General features: G+C 48.6%; 17 protein-coding genes. 12 read left to right on the top strand and 5 right to left on the bottom strand.

Translation table 11 applies throughout. From position 1 onward, the window contains the following. The first annotated feature begins 203 nt into the window (after positions 1 to 203). The 3 genes from AXG56_RS17235 (at position 204) to AXG56_RS17225 (ending at position 3,029) form a co-directional block, all read left to right on the top strand. Positions 204 to 1,151: a LysR family transcriptional regulator gene (locus tag AXG56_RS17235; protein WP_062515675.1), complete on the top strand. Its 948-nt coding sequence runs from the start codon at positions 204 to 206 to the stop codon at positions 1,149 to 1,151. Positions 1,152 to 1,346: 195 nt separating this feature from the next. After that, on the top strand, positions 1,347 to 2,174 hold the full coding sequence (locus AXG56_RS17230) for a phytanoyl-CoA dioxygenase family protein (RefSeq protein ID WP_062515674.1): 828 nt from the start codon (positions 1,347 to 1,349) through the stop codon (positions 2,172 to 2,174). A gap of 69 nt (positions 2,175 to 2,243) precedes the next feature. Next, positions 2,244 to 3,029, top strand: a complete 786-nt coding sequence (locus AXG56_RS17225; protein ID WP_062515673.1) for a sugar phosphate isomerase/epimerase — start codon at positions 2,244 to 2,246, stop codon at positions 3,027 to 3,029. 1 nt (position 3,030) lies between these two features. Here the strand turns inward: AXG56_RS17225 and AXG56_RS17220 are convergent, their stop codons facing one another. The 3 genes from AXG56_RS17220 to AXG56_RS17210 all read right to left on the bottom strand — a co-directional run bounded on the left by AXG56_RS17220 (position 3,031) and on the right by AXG56_RS17210 (position 6,224). Beyond that, complete coding sequence (locus AXG56_RS17220; protein WP_062515672.1) at positions 3,031 to 4,062, bottom strand: AraC family transcriptional regulator; 1,032 nt, start codon at positions 4,060 to 4,062, stop codon at positions 3,031 to 3,033. A 24-nt stretch (positions 4,063 to 4,086) separates the two neighbouring features. Next, positions 4,087 to 5,415, bottom strand: a complete 1,329-nt coding sequence (locus tag AXG56_RS17215; RefSeq protein ID WP_062515671.1) for an Nramp family divalent metal transporter — start codon at positions 5,413 to 5,415, stop codon at positions 4,087 to 4,089. Between the two features lie 257 nt (positions 5,416 to 5,672). Beyond that, positions 5,673 to 6,224, bottom strand: coding sequence for a GbsR/MarR family transcriptional regulator (locus tag AXG56_RS17210; RefSeq protein ID WP_008639647.1), 552 nt, complete (start codon positions 6,222 to 6,224; stop codon positions 5,673 to 5,675). Between the two features lie 286 nt (positions 6,225 to 6,510). On the opposite strand from AXG56_RS17210, the gene betB reads away from it, so the two are divergent. The 3 genes from betB (at position 6,511) to AXG56_RS17195 (ending at position 10,727) form a co-directional block, all read left to right on the top strand. Continuing rightward, a complete protein-coding gene (gene betB / locus AXG56_RS17205; protein ID WP_026578823.1) occupies positions 6,511 to 7,989 on the top strand; it encodes a betaine-aldehyde dehydrogenase in 1,479 nt (492 codons plus the stop codon). Between the two features lie 120 nt (positions 7,990 to 8,109). Further along, positions 8,110 to 9,789, top strand: coding sequence for a choline dehydrogenase (gene betA / locus AXG56_RS17200; RefSeq protein WP_008638953.1), 1,680 nt, complete (start codon positions 8,110 to 8,112; stop codon positions 9,787 to 9,789). Positions 9,790 to 9,926: 137 nt separating this feature from the next. Further along, complete coding sequence (locus tag AXG56_RS17195; RefSeq protein WP_062515670.1) at positions 9,927 to 10,727, top strand: metallophosphoesterase; 801 nt, start codon at positions 9,927 to 9,929, stop codon at positions 10,725 to 10,727. 49 nt (positions 10,728 to 10,776) lie between these two features. Here AXG56_RS17195 and AXG56_RS17190 read toward each other — a convergent pair whose 3' ends face one another. Further along, entirely contained in the window at positions 10,777 to 13,311 is a 2,535-nt protein-coding gene (locus tag AXG56_RS17190; RefSeq protein ID WP_062515669.1) for a right-handed parallel beta-helix repeat-containing protein, read from the bottom strand. 239 nt (positions 13,312 to 13,550) lie between these two features. On the opposite strand from AXG56_RS17190, the gene AXG56_RS17185 reads away from it, so the two are divergent. The 5 genes from AXG56_RS17185 (at position 13,551) to AXG56_RS17165 (ending at position 20,163) form a co-directional block, all read left to right on the top strand. After that, complete coding sequence (locus tag AXG56_RS17185; RefSeq protein ID WP_062515668.1) at positions 13,551 to 15,596, top strand: BglG family transcription antiterminator; 2,046 nt, start codon at positions 13,551 to 13,553, stop codon at positions 15,594 to 15,596. Beyond that, positions 15,596 to 15,877: a PTS sugar transporter subunit IIB gene (locus AXG56_RS17180; RefSeq protein ID WP_008634373.1), complete on the top strand. Its 282-nt coding sequence runs from the start codon at positions 15,596 to 15,598 to the stop codon at positions 15,875 to 15,877. Before AXG56_RS17185 ends, AXG56_RS17180 begins: the two co-directional genes overlap by 1 nt. Before the next feature lie 35 nt (positions 15,878 to 15,912). Next, on the top strand, positions 15,913 to 17,256 hold the full coding sequence (locus AXG56_RS17175; protein ID WP_062515667.1) for a PTS ascorbate transporter subunit IIC: 1,344 nt from the start codon (positions 15,913 to 15,915) through the stop codon (positions 17,254 to 17,256). Between the two features lie 33 nt (positions 17,257 to 17,289). Continuing rightward, the gene (tkt, locus tag AXG56_RS17170) at positions 17,290 to 19,293 is read left to right on the top strand and encodes a transketolase (protein ID WP_062515666.1); all 2,004 of its coding nucleotides are present in this window, start codon (positions 17,290 to 17,292) and stop codon (positions 19,291 to 19,293) included. A gap of 75 nt (positions 19,294 to 19,368) precedes the next feature. Beyond that, the gene (locus AXG56_RS17165) at positions 19,369 to 20,163 is read left to right on the top strand and encodes a histidinol-phosphatase HisJ family protein (RefSeq protein WP_062515665.1); all 795 of its coding nucleotides are present in this window, start codon (positions 19,369 to 19,371) and stop codon (positions 20,161 to 20,163) included. Between the two features lie 440 nt (positions 20,164 to 20,603). On the opposite strand, the gene AXG56_RS19030 is transcribed toward AXG56_RS17165, so the two are convergent. Continuing rightward, a complete protein-coding gene (locus AXG56_RS19030; RefSeq protein WP_008634378.1) occupies positions 20,604 to 20,759 on the bottom strand; it encodes a DUF1540 domain-containing protein in 156 nt (51 codons plus the stop codon). Positions 20,760 to 20,970: 211 nt separating this feature from the next. Here AXG56_RS19030 and nhaC point away from each other — a divergent pair, with 211 nt between their 5' ends. Then, positions 20,971 to 22,386 (top strand): Na+/H+ antiporter NhaC, encoded by a 1,416-nt coding sequence (gene nhaC / locus AXG56_RS17160; protein ID WP_008634379.1) that lies wholly within the window; start codon positions 20,971 to 20,973, stop codon positions 22,384 to 22,386. Positions 22,387 to 22,500 lie beyond the last annotated feature (114 nt).

The following is a 22,500-nucleotide window of genomic DNA, read 5'->3' as shown; positions in this document are numbered from 1 at the left end:
CGACATCTTTTTCTATAAAAAATCGTAGCATGCCGTGGGTGGGAGGAAGTAATAGATAATTTTTATACCTTGCGTCTTGTGTACAGGGAAAGGGCGGAGCGGGGATATAGATTTTTTTAATATCTTGGTGGGAGAGCTTGTGCAGGATAGGAACTTAGGCTATTATATATAGAATATTCTGAAATATTTAAGGGGGATATTGAATGGATTTTGAGGGATTAGAGTCGTTTTTGTCCGTGGCCAAAACAAAGAGCATTTCCAAAGCAGCGAATCTATTACATATTACCCAGCCTACGTTAAGTACGAGAATCCGCAAATTAGAAGAAGAGCTCGGCTTTGTTCTGCTTACTAGAAGCTGGGAGGGAGTCACCTTGTCCAAGGAAGGGTACCATTTCCTGCCGAATGCTGTGCAGCTGCTTCAGGAACTGAGTAACGCTTCTTTCCGTTTGACCGGTGCCGATGCGACCCAGCATAACTATTCCTTCAAAACGATATCCAACGATCCGAAGGTCTTTCGAATCGGAATGAACATATGGCTGGCGCCGATTTTCACCGAGCAGATCATTACAGAGATGGCGCTGAGTTTTCCCGACATCGAATACCGGTTCGTGACGCGGCCGACGAATATATTGAAGGATCTGATGGAGTATGAATGCACGCACGTGAATATCTTCTATCAGAACGAGAAGGAGACACCGTTTACGAGTACGCCTATCTATGAAGATGAAATGGTTCTCGTTTGTTCGAAGAAGGATTATGCAGCGATCAAGGGGGACCCGAAGAATGTAGGGCTCCTGAATAAACCGTATTTGGTTTTTGATAATCCCGTTCTTGCCAATAATATACGTTTTATAACCAGCGCGATCAGCCACTTGGACGTTCATCGATTTCAGGAAGTAGATGACTTGAATATCCTTGCTTCCTGCATATCCAAAGGCATCGGCTACTCTATTCTCCCTGCATCGATCTTCCAGCATTATTTTTTGCAGAGTTATGCAGCTTCCACCCAAATGGTCCCGTTCTCCGGCAGTCTATGGACGCTTCCTATTCATCTGGAATACAAGTCCGATCCCGATGCTCTCTTCAAAGGTCCTATCCAATCGATTCAAAACAATCTGCTCCAGTTCTTTAATAAAGTGAACGTCAGTTAAGCCATCGTTTCATGGTTTCTTCTATCTCATAATCTTTCAGTCCCGGCGGAAGGGATAAGACGACTTCCGCCGGGACTTTTTTGTTGATTGATAAAACATCAAGAATGAGCACTTTTTTCCTTAATTATCTTAAACAATGCTCCGGGTATTCTTCTTAAAATAAGGGTGTAGCAAATATAAAGGAGGAAACAGAAAATGAATGGTGGAATATCTTCGTTACCTGATTTGGAGAATGAGTTCCCGTTGTCCGCGCAGCTTGTGGAAGAGTACCAGGAGAAGGGGCATGTGTGTATTCGAAACCTGGCCGCACAGGAGGAGATCCGGACGTACAGGAACGTAATCAAAGATGCGGTACAGGATTATGCCAAGCAGGCCGCCCCGTTAGAAGAAAGGGATACTTTCGGTAAGGCCTTCCTGCAGGTCATGAATCTATGGGAAAAGTCGAAGGAAGTGGAGAAATTCGTACTGGCGGAGCGGTTCGGTAAGGTTGCGGCCGACCTGTTAGGGGTAGAAGGAGTTCGGATCTATCATGATCAAGCCCTTTATAAAGAGCCGGGCGGCGGTCACACTCCGTGGCACCAGGACCAGACATTCTGGCCTTTGGATACAAACCACACCATCACCATGTGGATGCCTCTGGTGGATATAAGCGAAGAGATGGGATCGTTATCCTTCGCTTCCAAGTCCCAGTTGGAGGGATATGTTAGTAAACTGGGAATCTCGGATGACTCCCATGCCACTTTAGGCCGGCGTATTGAGGAGAAAGCCTATGACATTGTGACGCATGGGGCAATGAAGGCGGGGGACGCGACCTTCCATAACGGGTGGACGCTCCACAGCGCGCCGGGGAACCCGACCGATCAAACGCGGGAAGTGATGACGGTCATCTACGTAGCGGACGGAGCGCAGGTCTCCGCCATCGATACCGCGGCAAGGAAAAAAGATCAGCAGCAGTGGCTGCCGGGACTTGGCGAAGGGGACTTGGTAGACAGTCGATTGAACCCGGTTGTTTATCAGAAATAAGTATAGGTAGAAAAAGGGAAGCGGCTCGATGGGGTCGTTTCTTTTTTTGAAGAAAAAGGAGTGTCCAGGATGAAAGTGAGATCGATTAAATCGTTGTGGGGGATGACGGGTTCCTTGGAGGAACAAGTGCGGAAAATTGCCGAGAGTGGCTACCAGGGAATAGAGGCCCCCTTGCCGTCCAAGAAGGATGCGGCCTTATTCAAAGAGCTGCTGCATTCTTATGAGCTGGATTACGTGGCTCAAATCTTCGCAGAAACAAAAGAATCGTTCCAAGCGCAGGCCGCTGCCTGTGTGGAATACGCACCCTTACTCGTCAATGCGCAGAGCGGGCGCGACGATATGGATGAACGGGAACAGTTCGATTTTTTCACGGAAGCGGTTCGAGTAGAGAAGGGACTCGGACTTATTGTGGGGCACGAAACGCATCGCAGCAGGCCGCTGTTTACACCTTGGACGACCGAAAAGCTGTTGAACACTATAGAGGATTTGAAGATTACGGCTGATTTCAGTCACTGGGTATGTGTGACAGAGTCCTTGTTGGAGAGATACGGGAAGGCTGTTCAAACGGCATGTGAACGAACGATCCATGTGCATTCGCGGGTAGGGTATGCGCAGGGCCCGCAGGTACCGGCCCCCCGGGACAGTCATTATCAAAAGGAACTCCACTCTCATTTGGGGTGGTGGAAGCGCGTGGCGGAGGAGAGGAAAAAGGAAGGCCATCCGTTTACTACCTTTACACCGGAATACGGGCCTTCGCCTTACATGCAGACGCTGCCTTATACTCAAGCGCCTGCTGCAGATCTCTGGGATGTCTGCCTATGGATGAAATCCTTCGTAGAGAAGGAGCTCGGATAAGTTAAGGCTGTTTGTCGGAATGGTCTGTCCGGTATTTTCTTGGTGTCGTGCCGATCCCTTTTCGGAACAGCGTATGGAAATAAGACAGGCTCTTAAATCCGCATATGTCGGCAATATAAGAAATGGAGTAGTCCGTTGTTTTTAATAATTCCTTCGCCTTTATCAAACGTTTCAAGTTTATATACTGAGGAAGGGTGAATCCGGTCGTTTTTTTGAACGTGCGGCTGAAATGTTCCGGTGTGACGAGTGCTTCTTTGGCCAGCTTCTCCAGGGTGAGCTGCTCTTTCCACATCGTTTCGTCGATAAACAAAAGGACTTCGTTCATCCATGATTCCCTTCTCGAAGAAGTTGTGGAAGCCTCGGGTGGAAGCAGCTCCCTCGATTCACGGTTCAGGATCAGTAAAATCCAGTGCAGATAGAGCTGAAGGGCGTGTTTCGAGCCCTTGCCTTTCCATTCTTTCTTTTCCTCGTCCATCTGTTCAAGGAAGGATTCTATTTCTTTGAAACCTGTCTGGGGAAGACGGCTGGTAAACCCATTCTTAAGGAATGGATCGAAATAGGAAAAGGGTTCATTCAGTTCTTTCGAGTGGATCAGGGTCGGTTTAAATAGAAGCACAGAACAAAGGAAGGGCTCCTTTTGATCAGGGATCGCTTTATGTATAATTTCCCCGGAAATATGAAAAATCTGTCCTTTTTCCATTGGATAGACGTGCTTATCAATGAAAAAGTGTCCACGGCCCTCGTGAACGACGACAAGCTCATACCAATCGTGAAAATGAAAAGAAACGAGAGGATCCTCTGTATTGCCTGCGATCCTGTACATATAGACGAAAGGGAACAGGGGGTCATAAGCATGCTTTTCTAAAACAGCTTCCAATGTATAATACCTCCGTTTAAAAAGATCGACCACGGTTGTGCGGATGGAACGGTTCTTATACTTCAGTATATCATTATCGGAGCCGGAGTTTTGGTGCAGTCGCTCCAAGTACGTATCCAGAGAAAATGCCCTGCCGTCTTCGCTTCGGCAGGGCATTTCTTTATAGGGCTAATCCTCCATTTAAATCAATCCGGTAACACTTAAAAGGACTCTCAGCGTAAGGAAGCAGACGATCAGCATGACGATCCCGTACATAATGTTCTGTCCCCGCGTATTGAGGTGGCTGCCTAAAACGCCCGGCTTGTTGCAGATATACCAGATCGAACCGACGATCATAGGCAGAAGCAGCCCGTTCAATGCCTGTGCTCCTATAATCAATTGGATCGGCATTTGACCGAAAGCCATGACAACCACAATCGGTGTGATGCCCGCAATCAGCATAAGCGCGCGGTTCGTAGATGTTCTTGTGTCTTCCGACTTTCCGAACGCCTGACCGTATAAGGCGGGTTGGACGGAGATGTTGAAGAGTCCGGAAGAAAACCCGGCGGCCCATAACCCTAACGAGAATAGTACGCCTGCGTATTGACCGAGAAGCGGGGTCAATTGATAAGCCATGTCTGCAGCGCTCGTGATCTCGGTTCCTGTGCCGTAAATGGCCGTTCCGGCGCAAATCAGGATGGAGATCGAGATGATCGCTGCGATGCTGAGGTTCGTCCGTAAGTCAAAGTGGGCGAGCTTCAGCTGTGCTGCTTTGGAAAGGGTCTGCTCCTCTTTATATTTGTTCTTAATAAATGCGGACAGCCCGAGAGCGGTATTGGGTGGCAGGGTCGTTGCGATCAGCGCCAGCACGAGCCAGTAATTCTGATCCGGAACCTGGAAGGAGAATCCGGTGGTGACCAATGCTCCGAAATCGGGCCCGGAAAGGAATACGGTCAGAACAAAGGAAAGGACCATAAGTCCGATGAAGACGCGGTTGATATTTTCGAGTAACCGGTAAATGCCGATCCAGGATACGACGATGGCGGAGACGGCAAGAATGGCGACCCATGTCAGGATGGAGATGGAGGGGAGGAAGAAGTTCAGTGCCAGTGCCGCTCCGGTGAAGTTACCGGCCTGGAAAGCGATCGCTCCGAGCAGCAGGGCGAAATAAATCGTGCCGGACCACCATTTCCCCATATAGAGACGGATTCCATCCATAGCGGACATTTTCGTTTTGATGGTGAACTTAACGACCGGTTTCTGAAAGTAGTAGGCCGTCAAGCAGGCGATGATGAGAATCCACATCGCTTGGAAGCCGTAGCTTGCTCCGGCGATGGAGACGGTCGTAACCGTTCCGGGACCGACGATGCACGCAGCGACGATCAGGGCAGGACCGAGCGATTTGATTCTTTCCCTCCAACCAACAGGGGGTTCTTGGAGTTGTTTCGATTGCGCCTGTCTTTTATGTATTTCTGCTTCGTTTCGAATGGCTATTCCTCCTATGTATGCAATGTAACCATAGTTAACCATGAATGTTCTGAAAATTCAGTTTTGTTGTCAGGTTATCTTACGTATTATTTTCACCGAGGTTTCCATAGGCCGGGAAACGGCAGTTTACAATAAGAAGGAATCAAATAAAGCCTGGAGCACATTGAGATGTGCTCCAGGCTTTATTTGTAAAAATAATACTGTTTAGATGCCATAGTTGATGGGTATAAATTTTACGTACAAAAGGAACATTAATACAGCCAAAGAGCCTGTATGAAGCGTTTCTGTCCGGTCTATACTTACTCTCTATGCTCTTTCGGTAAGAAATCGAAGATCTTACCGCTCCTGATCCTCTCGACCAAGTCATCCAGCCAGTGGTAATAGGTTTTTGATTCTTCCAATTGATCGTAGTATTTCTTTGCTTTCGCCACATCGTCCTGCGTGCTTTTGGCGTCTTTCATGACATCGATGAAATCTTCTTGTGCTTCTGCTATTGCAGCCAGGTTCGTTTTCACTTCCCGTTCCCACATTTGACAGTAAAACGCCATAAAGGAACGGAAGAAATTCTTTTCTGCTATATAGGTGTGTTTTCTGGATCCGCGTGTAAATGTTTTTTTGACCATTTCGATTTCCTGGAGTTTGCGGACGCTGGTACTCATGCTCGGTTTGCTCATGCCCAGTTCTGTACGCATTTCATCAAGCGTCATTTGATCTTCAAAGTACATGGTCGCATAAAGGTTCGCGGCAGCCGGGGTCACCCCGTACGTATCCATCGTCTCTGCAATGGCGCCTATGACTTTATCTTTGGCTTCTTCTATTTTGTCATTTGGGTTTACTTTAGATTCACTCATAGGGTCGCTCCTTCAGATAAAAAGTAAATCGTGTTAAATTTTTTTCAAATCTTCTTAACGAACTTCATAATAACTCGTTTGGAGAGAATGTCAAATATAATTGTAACTTTCAGGAAGTTGACCTGTCCACTTTTTCGCATAAGAGAAGGATTCCAGGAGTTATCTTCGAAGAAAGCACATTTGATGCCGAAATACGTTTGACATGATTTTTTTCTCGTGTTAGTGTTAAAAACGTTAAATAAATTCTTAACAAAGTTAATCTACTTCAAAGGTGGAGTTGATAAAAATGGATCTTAAATTACAAATGCAGCATTATATTAACGGGAAATGGGTAGGCGCGGATTCCGAGAAGACGCGTGACATCATTAACCCATATAACCAGGAAGTAATCGCGACCGTACCGGAAGGCGATGAAACCGAAGCGAAAGAAGCGATCGCAGCAGCGAGAGCAGCGTTCGATCAAGGGGACTGGGCGACTACTCCTTCTACAGAGCGTGGAGCAATCGTACGTAAGATTGCGGAACTTATTGAAAGAGATAAGGAAGAACTTGCTTACCTTGAGTCTCTGGACACAGGTAAAACAGTAGAAGAAAGCCGCGGAGATATGGACGACATCGCAGGCGTGTTCCGTTATTATGCAGAGATTGCAGATAAGGACGGCGGCGAAATCATCCCTTCTCCAATTCCGAACTCTGTCAGCAGAGTCGTACATGAACCAGTCGGTGTTTGTGGTCAAATCACTCCTTGGAACTATCCTCTGTTACAAGCTTCATGGAAACTTGCTCCGGCACTAGTTACCGGAAACACGCTTGTTATGAAGCCGAGTGAGATCACACCACTTACAACGATCAAGACGTTCCAATTGATGGAGGAAGCGGGAGTACCGGCCGGTGTTGTCAACCTTGTCCTTGGTGCAGGAGACACCATCGGGGCGGAGCTTTCCAGCAGCGAAGACGTTGATCTTATTTCCTTCACAGGCGGAATCGTGACAGGTAAGAAGATCATGCAGGCGGCAAGCTCCAACGTGAAGAAGCTGGCACTTGAGCTTGGCGGTAAGAACCCGAACATCATCTTCGCCGACGCTGATTTCGAATTGGCTGTCGATCAGGCGTTGAACGGCGTATTCTTCCACGCAGGCCAGATCTGCTCTGCAGGTACACGTTTGATCGTGGAAGAAAGCATTCATGATGACTTCGTTCAGGCACTGGTTGACCGTGTGAACAACTTCAAACTCGGCAGCGGATTTGATGAAGATACACAAATGGGGCCGCTGATTTCTGCGGAGCACCTTGCGAAAGTGGAGAAGTATGTAGAAGCAGGAATCAAAGAAGGTGCGACTCTTGCTGCCGGTGGTAAACGTCCGGAAGATCCGGAACTGCAGAAAGGATTCTTCTATCTGCCTACGATCTTCACAGATTGTACGACAGACATGACCGTGGTACAGGACGAAGCATTCGGACCTGTCATCACTGTTGAGAAATTCAGCACAGAAGAAGAAGCTGTGAAACTTTCCAATGATTCTATTTATGGTCTTGCCGGCGGTGTGTTCACGAATGACATCGTAAAAGCCGAGCGCTGTGCTGCTAAGATGCGCATGGGTACGGTTTGGATCAATGAATTCAACCTTTACTTCCCACACGCACCATGGGGTGGATTCAAGCAGTCCGGTATCGGTCGTGAGCTTGGTAAACTTGGGCTTGAAGAATACACGGAAACAAAACACATTTTCCAAAACCTTAAACCGGAACAAATCAACTGGTTTTAATTCCGAGCAGCTATCCGGTTAAGGAAGACACTCTTGTAAATTATTTTTTTAAATAGAAGGGGGAGGGAGCAGGATGGACCTGCATCCCTTCATCCTAATCATCACCAAGGAGGAACAGATATGACAGAAGCATATGATATTGTAATTGTTGGTGGCGGTAGTGCGGGTTCCGTACTGGGTAACCGTCTAAGTGCAGATGGAACTAAAAATGTACTCGTTCTTGAGGCTGGACGCAGTGACTATAACTGGGACCTGTTGATCCAAATGCCAGCTGCCCTGCCGTTCCCTGCAGGTAAGAGCCTCTATGACTGGAAATATGAATCAGATCCTGAACCACACATGAACGGTCGTCGCATCAAGCACGCCCGCGGTAAAGTACTGGGTGGATCCAGCTCCATCAACGGTATGATCTACCAACGTGGTAACCCGATGGACTATGAGCGCTGGGGCGCTGATGAAGGTATGGAGAACTGGGATTGGAAACACTGCCTGCCATACTTCAAACGTCTGGAAAATGCTCTAGGATCACCGGATGATGAACTTCGCGGCCACGACGGTCCAATTAAATTGGAGCGCGGACCAGCTAAAAACCCTCTATTCCAAGCCTTCTTTAACTCAGCTGTAGAAGCTGGTTATAACAAAACTCCAGATGTAAACGGCTTCCGTCAAGAAGGATTCGGACCGTTCGATAAGCACGTGTACAAAGGACAGCGTCTATCTGCTTCCCGCGCTTATCTACACCCTGTAATGGACCGCGAGAACCTTACAGTTAAGACTCGTGCATTCGTTACAAGCATCGACTTCGATGGTACGAAGGCGAAAGGATTGACGTATAAGCGTAACGGTAAGATGCATACGGTCAAAGCAGGAGAAATCGTGCTTGCCGGTGGTGCGATCAATACACCACAACTGCTTCAACTTTCCGGTGTCGGTGATGCGGAACACCTGAAGTCTCTTGGCATTAAGCCGGTCGTAGACCTTCCTGGTGTCGGTGAAAACCTTCAGGACCACTTGGAAGTGTACGTACAGCACGCTTGCCCGGTTCCTGTTTCTGAACAGCCGAACCTTGATATCAAGAAGTTCCCATGGATCGGTCTTCAGTGGATGCTTGGACGCACAGGTCCAGCTGCGACGAACCACTTCGAAGGTGGCGGATTCGTACGTTCCAACGACGAAGTCGACTATCCGAACTTGATGTTCCACTTCCTGCCGGTTGCCGTACGTTACGACGGACAAAAAGCACCGACAGATCACGGTTTCCAAGTCCACATCGGACCAATGTACTCCGATGCACGTGGTTCCTTGAAGATCCGTTCCAAAGATCCGAAAGAACACCCAAGCATGGTGTACAACTACCTTTCTACAGAACAAGATAAGCGTGAGTGGATCGAAGCGATCCGCATCACTCGTGAAATCATGCAGCAACCTGCTATGAAGAAATACAATGCCGGAGAAATCTCTCCAGGACCAACTGTCACATCTGATGAAGAAATCCTGGATTGGGTACGTGAAGATGCGGAAACGGCCCTTCACCCGTCTTGTACGGCGAAAATGGGACCAGCTTCCGATCCGATGGCTGTTGTTGACCCGAACACAATGAAAGTTCACGGTCTTGATAACGTACGCGTTGTCGATGCATCTGCTATGCCTTACGTAACCAACGGTAACATCCACGCTCCAGTATTGATGCTGGCTGAAAAAGCTGCGGACCTTATCCTTGGCCGTAAGCCGCTTGATCCAATCGATGCTGACTTCTATCGTCATGGTGTACACCCTGCCGATGCTGGTACAGTAGAATAAATACTTTATGATGGAAGGTCTCTTCGGAGGCCTTCTTTTTTTATGGGGAAAAAGTGTTCAGATCATTGTGTTTACATAATCTTACTTCCCGGCAAATATAATGGAGGTAGGTCCTATACGGAAAATGGAGGTTGTCCATGAGGAAAACAATCGCTGTGCTTGCAGATATTCACGGGAATTTGGAGGCGCTGGAGGCTGTATTTGCAGACATGGAGCAGCACGCGGACGTTACGGAAATCTTCTGCCTGGGCGATTTGATCGGCATTGGTCCACATCCGAATGAAGTGCTGGCCTGTATCTGTGCAAGAGAGAACGTCCAGGTCGTAAGTGGAAATCATGAAGAAGCGGTGCTGGCTTTGATCCATGGAGAGGCGTATCCGAAGCGGAGTGAGACCATCAGGGCTCATCACGAATGGGTGGCAGCATCCCTGGATGACGCCTACATCCCTTGGCTCACCGCCCTACCAAGGCAGCTCACGCTGGAACGAGAAGGGGTCAACATCCTTCTTCAGCATTATCATATGAAGGAAACGAGACGGGAATTCCCTATATGGCGGAATCCTTTTGAACCGGTGGACTATCATCCGACCGCCCGGAAGCTGGATGATTTTTATGAGGGAAGGGCAGGCGTTTGGGATATTGTCTGTTTCGGGCATCATCATCCGGTGCATCTTTTTCAAACGGAGAAGCGGATGTATTTCAATCCGGGGGCGCTTGGTTGTTACCATAAGCCGCTGGCTCGTTACGCGCTGATTCATTTGGGGGAAGGGCAGGCGTCGGTCGAGCTAAGAGAAATACCATATGATAAAGGGAAAGTTGTGGAGGCGCTCTACCGTTTAGAAGTGCCCAAGCGGGATTTCATTGTCCAGACGTTTCTAAGCAGCAAGCCGCCTGCTGCCTATGTATCTTCTTATGGTGGGAATATAGAAAAAGGATGAACGTATTTAATGTTCATCCTTTTTTTCATTATTTAACAGTTCTTTTTTCTTAAATAGGAATAATGGTATTATCAACTAAATCAAAGGCTGTGAGCGACATTCCGAATGGGATGCCGATGGTAGTGAAACCAACAGGCGCATCGGGAGAAACGGTATCGAAGGCTCTTCCCCACGGCAAGGCGACTGCCAACGTATTACGTACCACTTGGATCTGCCCTGCGGTAGGAGCAGTGGTACCTCCATCCCTGTAGTCGACATACACGGCTAAACGTTGGGTGTTAATATTGGTAATGTCGTTTTCTTCAATAAGAATTGTCCCGACTCCAGGGAAATTAAAGGGTTCAAAGATGATAGAACTTCCTGCACGATTTAAGTGATTGATTACATTGCGACGTACAAAAATGTTTACATTAGTAAAAGCGGCTGTCGAGAAGAATACGAACTGGGTGTGCCTTTGCATGGTATTATCATCCACGAAGAAATTTCCACTTAATGCGTCTGTAGGAGTATTAGGTTGGAAACGAATGGCGGCAAGGCTTGCATTGTTTCCGATGAAAGAGTTTCCAGTAATAGTAATATTCCCGGACGTTCCACGTATATCAAGGGACTGCTCATCACCTGTGTGGGTGATGGTATTGTTCTCCAACGTGAAATCATCGACGTTTACAATCAGCGTCCGTTCCCCGCCGGTCAAGTTGGAATCCCGGATGACAATGCCGCTGTAATAGTCGCCGACGCCTTGCGGAGGAATTCGGATTAACGTTTCATCACCAGTCACATCACTGAACGTACGAGTGAAGCTGAGATTTTCCAGTGTAATCGCATCTGCCTGCAGGAAAACGGCTGTTTCAGCGGTAAAGGGTGCTGGGAAGTCTACGAGTGTACTGCCTGCGGAAAAGCCGCGGATGGTCAACGGTTTATCGATGGTAAGCGCAGCCGTCTGGGTGTAGGTTCCAGGTGTAACAATCAACGTATCTCCGTCGTTCGCATCTGCAACGGCGACGGCGATCAAGTCATAGAACGTCTGTTGATTCACATTGTAAATGCGGCCTGCTTGAATGCTGCAGGTAATTCCTGCAGGGAGCGGAACCGCATCGGCAGGGCAAGGTACACATTCTTCGGATGTCCTATTCAATGTGAGGCTGCACGTTTGGCTTCCGCAAATCAGCGTTTCTGCACAAGGTTCCTCACAAGGGAAACAAATTAAATCGCCTTCTTCCAGACCTCCGCAATCCCCTTCGATAAGTCCGACCGCATACACGCAGGAAGGTACGCCGCAGAAGAAGCCTTCGGGGAGGGTCACAGCATTCGGTGGACAGAATACACATGTTTCTTCCGTTCTGCTCAGTACAAGTGTGCAAACGCCGTTGGTACACTGCAGTACTTCCTCACACGGCTCCTCACAAGGGAAACAAAGTACGTCTCCGACCACGATTTCTGCGCAGTCTCCTTCGACCTCTGTCACTTCATAGACGCAGGAAAGGACAGGTACTTCACATGCGAACCCTGCAGGAAGCGGGACGGCATCCAGTGGGCAGACGGTACATGTTTCGTCTGTTAAGGATAAGATCAGTGTGCAATCCCCGTTCGAGCATTGCAGGATATCCTCGCAGGCTGCCTCGCATGGCAGGCAGATCAAATCCCCGACAACAAGGTCTCCGCAATCGCCGTCCGCTTCTGTCACTACATAAATACACGAAAGGCCGGGTACTTCACAAGCGAATCCTGCCGGGAAGGTTACAGCTTCCGGTGGACAAGTCACACATCCGTCATCGGTCAGTTCAAGCAGCAAGGAGCAAACACCGTTCGAGCATTGCAGCGTTTGGGGACAAGGGGTTTCACATGGATAACAGATGGTGTCCCCGACGACGATTCCTCCACAATCCCCTTCCGTATCTGTCACGGTATAAAGGCAGAACACCGGCGGGAAGAGGACGGTGAATTCCGCGTCCACTCTGCTTCTGATCCAATCATAAACGCTGTTCGTGCGGATGCAGAGGTTCTCCTCCTGTTGAGGTTGTATTTCCACGCAGCTCGACTGAAGGGTCGGAAACGTTTCTGGTTCCGGATCCGTCTCTTCTTCGCCGAAGACGGCAGGGCACTGCCTTGGACGGACAGGGGGGAGGCACGTGCGCTCCACTTCCTGCTGTCTCGGATTGCAGAAACCTGCCTCTAAGTCTACAACGACAGAAGCGACGGACTGCACATCCTGGCAGAGATCGATGGTGATGGTCACCTCTGTTCCTTCCTCGCTTGTCGAAACCGTACAAATCCGACAGCCTGCTTCTGCGGCCCGGACTTCAATGTCGGTTCCTGTAGGCGCACACAAGTAGTAGCTTTCACAAATCGTAAAGTCGGTAGAATCCGTCGTTCCCGTTTCCAAAAGGACAGTCACGGTCCCTGTGATGCGTATGTTTACGCGTTGAAGGACCAGTTGGGTGCCATCCGGGAGTGTGAACACTCTTTCTTCTCTTCCGCCGGGCTGGGGGATTTCTACATAATTCAAATCAGTCACCATACAGGAAGGTCCTTCCTCTGCTTGCTGCCGCAGGGACGCCCTGTATCGGCTTACTCTTCGTACCATGTCGTTCCTCCTTTTATCATCTATATAGATATCGATATAGTATCCATATGCGGAGTTGGATAGGGTGGGGAGGGCGTCTGGTAAAATGGGTGAAAGGAATGAGAATAGGCAGATAGAGGGGATGACTATGTGGAAGAGTCCAATCTGTGTGGAGTCTTCCTACAAAGGTTGGGCTCGAATAGCGTTGTTATCATAATGTAAGCGTTTTATAATTTAAATTAGAAACGGAGGTACTTGCTTTGCTTGATCAAAAAACCTATCAGTTTCTGGAGAGAATCATGAAGTATAAGCAAATTACAAAGCCTGAAATGATGTTGGAACTGGATTTGACAGAAAGAAGATTCGACTACCTTTTAGAAAAAGTGAATAACAGTCTGGCCTTCGTGGATCTGCCGCCTCTACAAATGGAAAATCAGTGGATCGTCGCGGATGAGAGGGTGAAGGAATTCGTAGCTTCCGGGGGTCCGTTGGATATTAATGGGAACGATCTCATAATTTCAGAGGAGAATCGTCCGCTGATGATCTATCTTTATACGTTCATCAAACAGGAACCGATATCCGGCTACCATTTTCAACTGTTGTTGAATGTAAGTAAAAACACGGCATTAGCCGACGTGAAGAAGGCTCGGGAATGGTGCCTGGAATGGAATGTGGAGTTCGTTTACAAGCGGATGGAGGGGTATCATCTCCAAGGGGCCGAGATGGACAAGCGGCGCTTCGCCCTCTACTGTCTGGATTACTTACTTTCTCAGCCGCTCGGTAGAGAAATCATCGACCGGACTCTGGGTGCCTGGCATAAGGAGGAGATGGTCGAAGAAACGACTTCAATCATGGAAGCGTTTTTAGACCGCTGGCAGACAATCCGGCTTGTGAGGAGCAGGAAGGTGGAGATGGTGTATCATCTCGTGTTCATGCGGACTCGAAGCCGGAAAGACGACCTTCTCTATACGTCCGAAGAAAAAAGGGTGCTGGAAGAGGAGCATATTTACCCGGCCGCGGAAGAGTTAGCCTTTGAGCTGTTTCCGGAAGGTCCAGGGGAGGATGTTTATTTTACAGCTGTTCAGCTGTTGACCTCACAAGGAGAAGTGAACAGTGATGCGCATCCGCTGCTCATGGAGATGGGAAAGAAAATCGTTGCAGCATTTGAGAAGAATACGCTTCTTCCCATCGAGAATAAAGCGAGCCTGATTCAAAGCCTGTTCAACCACCTTGTCCCGACCTATTACCGCCTAATGTTCGATATTCCGTTGATCAACCCGATGAAAGAAGTGATCAAGGGGGAGTATGGGGAGCTGTTCCAGTTTGTGAGAAGGTCGCTGAAGCCTCTGGCGGAATGGACCGGTAAACAAATCAGCGAAGCGGAAATCGGATATTTCACTCTTCATTTCGGAGGTTATCTGGAGAGGGACAGACGAGAGAAGCCGGAGGATGTCAAGGCGTTAGTCATCTGCTCCAACGGGGTTAGTTCCTCGATCATGCTGCGGGCGCAGCTGAAGGAGATGTTTCCGGCTGTTCAATTCTCCCGGGCTCATACAGCCGACAGCATTGGGAGCGTTCCGCCTTCCAGTTATGATTTGATTTTCTCCACGGTGGCGTTGACCTCCATCAAGCCTGTGTTCCTCGTCAAGCCGCTGTTGTCATCGGTGGAGAAGACTCATTTGATCCAGTCGGTAAGGGAAGAGTTTCCTTCGCTGCACGAGAACAGCGTGCCTTTGGAAAAGGTGATGGAAGTCATCCGAAGGAATACGGATATCAAGAATGAGAAGAAATTGGTCTCCGAATTAATAGAAATCATGTACTTCAAAAATACCGAGAAAAGGTGGGAGAAGCCATTGCTTTCTGATCTATTAACGAAAGAAACGATCCATTTTACAAATGAAAAACTGGATTGGCGTTCAGCCATCTCCAAGGCGGCAGAGCCGCTGCTTGATACAGAGAAGATTGAACAGCGATACATCGACGCCATGATTCAGAATGTCGAAGAGATAGGGACTTATATTCACATCGGGAAAGGAATTGCGATTCCCCATGCGAGACCCGATGCGGGAGTGAAAGAAGTCGGTATGTCCTTCCTCCGAACGAGGGAGCCTGTGCTTTTGTTGGATAAGCCGGAGCATTCGATCGATCTGTTCATCTGTCTGGCTGCGATCGATAATGAAGCACACTTGAAGGCGCTGGCGCATTTAACGAAGCTGCTTGGTGATAATACGAAGCTTGCGGCCATCAAGGATGCAGCAAGTGAAGAAGAAATCATGGAGATTATAAAAGAAGGAGAGGAATTATAATGAAATTTTTAGCGGTATGTGGATCAGGTCTGGGAACGAGTTTTATGGTAGAAATGAATATTAATCAAATTTTGAGCGAGCTTGGGGTTACTGGTGTAGAAGTGTCACACTCGGATTTGAGCTCGGCAGCACCCGGAGATGCGGATGTCTTCTTCCTGGCTAAAGATATAGCAGAAGGCGGACAGCATCTTGGAGAAGTTGTCGTTCTGGAGAACATCGTTGATATGGATGAACTGCGTGACAAAGTGAAGCAGATCGTCGAAGAGAAGAACCTGGCATAAACACAGTTGAAACATGCGGAAGGGGAGGATAGAAAATGAACAGCTTTCTGACGGTGTTGGTGGATATATTAAGTCAACCGGCGATTCTTGTTGCTATGATTGCCTTGATCGGGTTAGTCGCCCAGAAGAAAAACGTGTCAGACACGATGAAGGGAACGACGAAGACATTCGTCGGTTTCCTCGTCATCTCAGCGGGAGCCGGTATTTTGGAAACGTCCTTGGTACCGTTCGGCTCCATGTTCCAGGAGGCGTTCAACGTCTCCGGGGTAGTACCGAATAATGAAGCGATTGTAGCCCTTGCCTTAAATGAGTATGGTTCCAATACAGCACTTATCATGTTCTTCGGAATGATTGTAAATATTCTGATCGCCCGTTTCACCCGGTTTAAATACATTTTCCTGACGGGGCATCACACGTTATATATGGCTTGTATGCTCGCCGTCATCATGGCCGTGGCCGGCTTCAACACGATTCCGCAAATCGCCGCCGGAGCGGTTGCGTTGGGTATCATCATGACCTTATCCCCTGCGATTCTTCAGCCGTTCATGCGGGAGCTGACAGGGAACGATAACGTCGCATTAGGTCACTTCAGTGCGGTCGGTTATGCAATCAGCGGCTTAGTCGGGAAAGCCTTGAAATCAGAGAAGTCCACATCGACAGAGAAAATCAACTTTCCGAAAGGTCTTGGCTTCTTACGGGACAGTACGGTAAGTATTGCACTTACGATGGTCGTCATGTATTTGATTGTCGCTTTGGCAGCAGGTCCGTCTTTCATTGAAGCGGAACTCAGCGACGGTACGAATTTCCTTGTCTTCTCTTTCATTCAGGCAGGTAATTTTGCTGCTGGTGTATTCATCATTTTGTCCGGAGTACGTCTCGTTCTTGCGGAAATCGTCCCGGCTTTCAAAGGGATTTCTACGAAGCTTGTTCCTAATGCGAAGCCTGCCTTGGACGTTCCGATTGTCTATACGTACGCGCCAAATGCCGTATTGATCGGCTTCTTCTCCAGTTTCATCGGAGGTCTCTTCAGTATGGTCGTCATGGCACTTGTCGGAAGTACCATCATTCTTCCAGGCGTCGTTCCACACTTCTTCACAGGAGCAGCTGCCGGCGTGTTCGGTAATGCTACGGGCGGGGTAAGAGGAGCCGTTGGGGGATCTTTTGTAAACGGTATCATCATTTCGTTTCTGCCGATCTTCCTGCTGCCGGTCCTGGGAGAGCTTGGATTCGCCAACACGACGTTCTCGGATGCCGATTTCGGTGTGAGTGGAATCTTCTTCGGAACACTTGCCAACTACGCCGGACCGCTGGCTATTGTCATCAGTCTTGTCGTCATTCTGGCGCTTATGGTCGTCCCGTTCAAGAAGAAAACCAGTTGATCTTGTGCCAATACAAATAACGGAGGCGATAGCATGTCCATTTCGACAGATAAGGTATCCGAGTTGTCCATCAATACGATCCGTACGTTGAATATCGATAGTGTAGAAAAAGCCGACCACGGTCACCCTGGGATGCCGATGGGGGCTGCACCTATGGCCTATGCCTTGTGGAAGAACTTCCTCAACGTAAACCCGGACAACCCCAATTGGTTCAATAGAGACCGGTTCGTCCTCTCGGCAGGGCATGGCTCGACACTGCTTTACAGCCTCCTGCACCTTTCCGGATATGAGGTATCGATCGATGATCTGAAAAATTTCCGGCAGCTTGGCAGTAAAACGCCCGGCCACCCGGAATACGGCATCACTCCGGGAGTAGAGGTAACGACAGGGCCGCTCGGTCAGGGAATACCGGCAAGTGTCGGTTTGGCCTTGGCGGAGAGGCACCTGGCGGAAACCTACAACCGTGATGGATATCCGGTTGTCGACCATTATACGTACACGATCTGCGGGGACGGCGACTTGATGGAAGGCGTATCCTATGAAGCTGCGTCTCTCGCAGGTCACTTAGGGCTTGGACGCCTGATCGTCCTCTATGATTCCAATGATGTCAGCTTGGATGGTGGTCTCGACCTTTCTTTCTCGGAGGATGTGGAAAGCAGGTTCACCTCCTGTCATTGGCATTATCTTAAAGTAGAAGACGGCAACGATATATTGGCAGTGGAGCGTGCCATCGAGGAAGCGAAGGCGGAGACGGAGAAGCCGACGATTATCGAGATCAAAACGATCATCGGTTACGGAGCATCCAGTATTCAAGGAACGAGCGATGCGCACAGCGATCCGCTTGGGAAAGAAGAAGTGGAGCGGACGAAACGGTTCTACAAGTGGGAGTATGAAGAGGAGTTCTTCGTTCCGGAAGAAGTCTACCAGGATTTTCGGACGATCAAAGAAAGAGGGAAAGCGAAGGAGCAGGAATGGGAAGCGACCTTCGGTGAATATAAAAAAGCCTTCCCGGAGCAGGCTGTGGAATTAGAAAGGCTCCTGGCGGGCAGGCTCCCGGAGGACTGGTCACGGGTGCTTCCTTCCTATGAAGAGGGGGAGACGCTTGCTACCAGAGCGGCTTCTGGAGAACTGCTGAATGCACTTGCTGATGTAATGCCCGAATTTGTCGGAGGGTCTGCTGATTTAGATTCCTCAACGAAGACGCGATTGAAAAAGTACCCGGACTTCACTCCTTCCGACTACGCGGGTAGAAACATCCGCTTCGGTGTCAGGGAATTCGCTATGGGAGCGATCGCCAACGGTCTCGCTCTGCACCATTTAAGGCCATTTGTCAGTACGTTCTTCGTTTTCTCGGATTACCTGCGCCCCGCTGTCCGGCTTGCCTCACTCATGGGAATACCGGTCACGTACGTATTTACCCATGACAGTGTAGCGGTAGGACAGGATGGACCTACGCACGAACCGGTCGAACAGCTGGCCTCGTTCCGGGCAATGCCGGGATTGTGTGTCCTCCGTCCGGCGGATGCAAATGAAACGAAGGAAGCTTGGAAGATTGCTGTAGAGCAGCAAGATCAGCCGACGATGCTGGTGTTGGGAAGGCAGGGCGTACCAACGCTTAAACAAACGGATTCGCATGCAGCAGACGGCGTGAGAAGAGGTGCCTACATCCTCTCTGAAGCAGCTGGAGAACCGTCGGGGATTGTGATAGCGGCTGGATCAGAAGTGCCTTTGGCTTTGGAAGCGCAGGAACAATTGGCAGCGGAGGGGCTGTATGTCCGGGTCGTCAGCATGCCGTCATGGGATCTGTTTGAAAAACAAGCGCTGGAGTACAAAGAGCACGTGCTTCCGAAGGACATCAAAAAGCGGCTGGTCGTCGAGATGGGATCGAAGCTTGGCTGGAGAGAGTATGCAGGAGACGAAGGCTTGGTAATGAGTGTCGATACTTTCGGCACGTCAGGTCCTGGAGATGAAGTGATCGCCGCGTTCGGTTTCACCGTAGAGAACGTCGTTCATAACTTCAAGTCTCTGTTGAAGTAAGTTCCTGTATGAGGTAACCTTTTTCTGGGTTACCTTATTTCTTTTTTTACTAGAAGAAGGCAAGGAGGAAGCATAATGTACGCAGCGGATTATCATCATCATACGAACCATTCGTTTGATTCAAAGGCAGAGATGGAGGACGTTTGTGCGAGTGCAGTGGATAAAGGGTTTAACGAGATTTGCTTTACCGAACACTTCTCTGTCAATCCGAATGTGCCGACATATGGACACATGGACTTCGAGAGGTACTTTTCTGAGATAGAGAGATGCCGCGAGGAGTTTGAGGGCAGGCTGACCATCAAAGCAGGGATCGAATTATGCGAACCGCACTTGATGAAAGCGGAATACGAGGAGGTCTTACGGGATAAAGACCTCGATTTCATCCTCGGTTCCGTTCACAACATAGAAGAAACGAAGCTTAGGAAAGTCCTGCAGGAGAAGGAGCGGGAAGCGGCTTACCGCGCCTACTTTGAGGAAATGTACGCGCTTGTCGAAGGTGCCGATATAGACGTGCTCGCTCACCTGGATTTGATGAAACGCTACGACGGGACGGCAGGAGAGAAATACGCATTCCGCGACTACGAAGCATTGTTAAGGAAAATTCTGCGGAAGGCGGTCGATCGCGGCATCGGGATCGAAATCAATACGTCCGGCTTATCCAACCAGAAAGTCGGAGAGGCTTTTCCTACGATGGATATTTTGAAGCTTTATAAAGAGGTGGGCGGCGAGATCCTGACAATCGGGTCGGACTCGCACAAGCCGGAGACAACGGGAGATTACTGGGAGAGCGCGGTCAGCATGGCGAAACAGGCAGGATTTAAGCGCCTCTATACTTTTACGAAAAGGGATCCCCAGCCGTACGATATATAAGAAAACAGAGCGGACATCTTTTGATATGGATGTCTGCTTTTTTCTTCTGTCTTTAGACACCATTAAGGTACCGTTAGTCGATTATACATATACAAGCCTGCGTCGAAATAGCCGATCGAAAAATGAAGGGGGACGGTTTGCGATAATGGCCTAGGGCCGGACTAAGCCCCGGAAATGGCCGGAGAAGCGGTCCTTGGGACGGCCGCGTAAACGGCCCCTTTATATAAACAAAATAAAACAAGAATAAACAAATAATCATGAGGCGGCCGATTTGTTAGGGAGGGGAAGTAGTCTTTCCGATATCTATAGAGCTGGAGGGGGGAGGTGTTTTACAAAATTTTGTTTGGAAGCACAACATGATAACGATAATCTTTATCAGTCTTAACTAAAAAAAGTAGCCCTCATCGGCTACCAGGAATACCTTCTATTCGGTTATGTGTCTAGTGCTTCGCTTCAAATGTCTTGCAGTCTGTTTCGTTTTGAGACGAGGCGGTTTTTCCTGATTCACTGATGATGAAGATTGTTTCTGCTCCACACTTCTGACCGTCTTCATTATGCACACAGTTCTTCACGTCACACAGAACATCCATTGCCATGCTGCGTCACCTCCTGAAGAAGCATTTGTTTATTCATATACCCGCAATGGGTGGATTCTACACCTCAAGCCTCTCGGATAGGTGTTCATTCCGAACAATTTTTCTTGTCCAATGTCAGCAAATATGACAAATCGTATTCAAAAAAGCTCTCTATGTTGGTATGATGAGAAAATACTTAAATTATATGAAAAGGATATAGGGAGAGATTGAAGTGAAGGAAGGAAGATTACCGTCTTTATTGGAAGTATTTCTCGTATTAGCTGCATTTCTGGTTGTCGTATTTTCATTTACGGCACTGTTTGAACTGCCGATCCAGCTTGCACTGTTCGTCGGGTGGTTCATTGTCATTTTACTAGGTTTGCGTTTAGGATTTACGTATGATTCTCTACAGAACTCCATGATCAAAGGGATTTCCAACGGGTTGGAAGCAGTCATCATCCTGATGGCGGTCGGTGCTTTGATTGGTACCTGGATTGCAGGTGGGATCGTTCCCACAATCATTTATTACGGCTTGGACTTTATCCACCCTTCTATTTTTCTATTAGCTACATTAATTATATGTGCACTGACCTCCCTATCCACAGGAACATCCTGGGGAACGGTCGGTACAGCGGGGATTGCAATGATGGGGATCGGGGAAGGACTCGGACTGCCGCTTCCACTTGTAGCGGGTGCTGTGTTATCCGGGGCCTACTTTGGTGATAAATTATCACCGCTTTCAGACAGCACCGTCCTTGCGGCATCGATGTCGAAGGTTAACGTGATTTCGCACGTGAAGTCGATGCTTTATCTGGATGTGCCCGCATTCATCATTACATCGATTCTGTTTACGGCTGCCGGTTTTTATTACGGGACGGGAGATGTAGATTTGGACAGAGTCCAGTCGATTATGACGTCCTTGAATGAGACGTTCACCATCAATCCTGTCATGTTCGTGCCGGCATTGATCGTCATCGGCTTGCTGATCTTGAAGAAGCCGTCTATTCCTACGATATCCTTCGGGGCGCTGGTAGGAGTCATTTGGGCGGTGGTCTTCCAGGGAGCGGATGTGGTTTCTTCGATCGATGCGGCCTACAATGGCTTTCAAATTGAATCCGGATCCGAATTCATCGATGAACTGTTAAACAGGGGTGGTATCGGCGGCATGCTTGGATCCATCGCGGTAATTATCCTGGGCCTTGGTATCGGCGGCATGCTGGAGAAGGTCGGCGTCCTTACAGTCATCATGAATACGTTCGTAGATAAAATCAGAAGTGCGGGCAGCTTGTCTGTATCGACGGTTTTCGCCGGATTGTTTACGAATATATTCGGTTGTGCGATGTACGTCTCCTTGATTCTGACACCGAAGCTGATGGAGAAAAGTTATGACAGGCTCCGAATCGACCGGAGAGTCTTATCGAGGAACACGGAGGTCGGCGGGACGATGACCTCCGGAATGGTACCGTGGTCGGATAACGGCATTTTTATGGCCGGTATTCTTGGCGTGTCGACGTTATCCTATCTACCATTCATGTGGATGAGTTTCGTATCGATCGCGCTTGTCATCCTATATGGATACACAGGTACATTCATCTGGTATACCAATCAAGAGGAAGCGGAAGAAGATTTGTCCGATTCCGTTCACTGATAGAGACATGACAAAAAGGCTCTTCCTGCCGCTGCGGCAGGAGGGCTTTTTTTTATTGTAGAATATCCCAGAATCTTTATTATTCTCAAAATGCGTAAAAACGCATTCAAAAAA

It is taken from the genome of Halobacillus sp. KGW1 (assembly GCF_001592845.1).
GTDB lineage: Bacteria > Bacillota > Bacilli > Bacillales > Halobacillaceae > Halobacillus.
This window is presented reverse-complemented; position numbering and strand designations above follow the sequence as displayed.

Excerpts from the sequence above, each read along its gene's own strand:
- AXG56_RS17210 (WP_008639647.1), bottom strand. The coding sequence starts at position 6,224 with ATGAGTGAATCTAAAGTAAACCCAAATGACAAAATAGAAGAAGCCAAA.
- tkt (WP_062515666.1), top strand. The coding sequence starts at position 17,290 with ATGTCCATTTCGACAGATAAGGTATCCGAGTTGTCCATCAATACGATC.
- AXG56_RS17235 (WP_062515675.1), top strand. The coding sequence starts at position 204 with ATGGATTTTGAGGGATTAGAGTCGTTTTTGTCCGTGGCCAAAACAAAG.
- AXG56_RS17180 (WP_008634373.1), top strand. The coding sequence starts at position 15,596 with ATGAAATTTTTAGCGGTATGTGGATCAGGTCTGGGAACGAGTTTTATG.
- AXG56_RS17190 (WP_062515669.1), bottom strand. The coding sequence starts at position 13,311 with ATGGTACGAAGAGTAAGCCGATACAGGGCGTCCCTGCGGCAGCAAGCA.
- AXG56_RS17230 (WP_062515674.1), top strand. The coding sequence starts at position 1,347 with ATGAATGGTGGAATATCTTCGTTACCTGATTTGGAGAATGAGTTCCCG.
- betB (WP_026578823.1), top strand. The coding sequence starts at position 6,511 with ATGGATCTTAAATTACAAATGCAGCATTATATTAACGGGAAATGGGTA.
- AXG56_RS17225 (WP_062515673.1), top strand. The coding sequence starts at position 2,244 with ATGAAAGTGAGATCGATTAAATCGTTGTGGGGGATGACGGGTTCCTTG.
- betA (WP_008638953.1), top strand. The coding sequence starts at position 8,110 with ATGACAGAAGCATATGATATTGTAATTGTTGGTGGCGGTAGTGCGGGT.
- AXG56_RS17175 (WP_062515667.1), top strand. The coding sequence starts at position 15,913 with ATGAACAGCTTTCTGACGGTGTTGGTGGATATATTAAGTCAACCGGCG.
- AXG56_RS17165 (WP_062515665.1), top strand. The coding sequence starts at position 19,369 with ATGTACGCAGCGGATTATCATCATCATACGAACCATTCGTTTGATTCA.
- AXG56_RS17220 (WP_062515672.1), bottom strand. The coding sequence starts at position 4,062 with ATGCCCTGCCGAAGCGAAGACGGCAGGGCATTTTCTCTGGATACGTAC.
- AXG56_RS17215 (WP_062515671.1), bottom strand. The coding sequence starts at position 5,415 with ATGGTTAACTATGGTTACATTGCATACATAGGAGGAATAGCCATTCGA.
- AXG56_RS19030 (WP_008634378.1), bottom strand. The coding sequence starts at position 20,759 with ATGGCAATGGATGTTCTGTGTGACGTGAAGAACTGTGTGCATAATGAA.
- AXG56_RS17195 (WP_062515670.1), top strand. The coding sequence starts at position 9,927 with ATGAGGAAAACAATCGCTGTGCTTGCAGATATTCACGGGAATTTGGAG.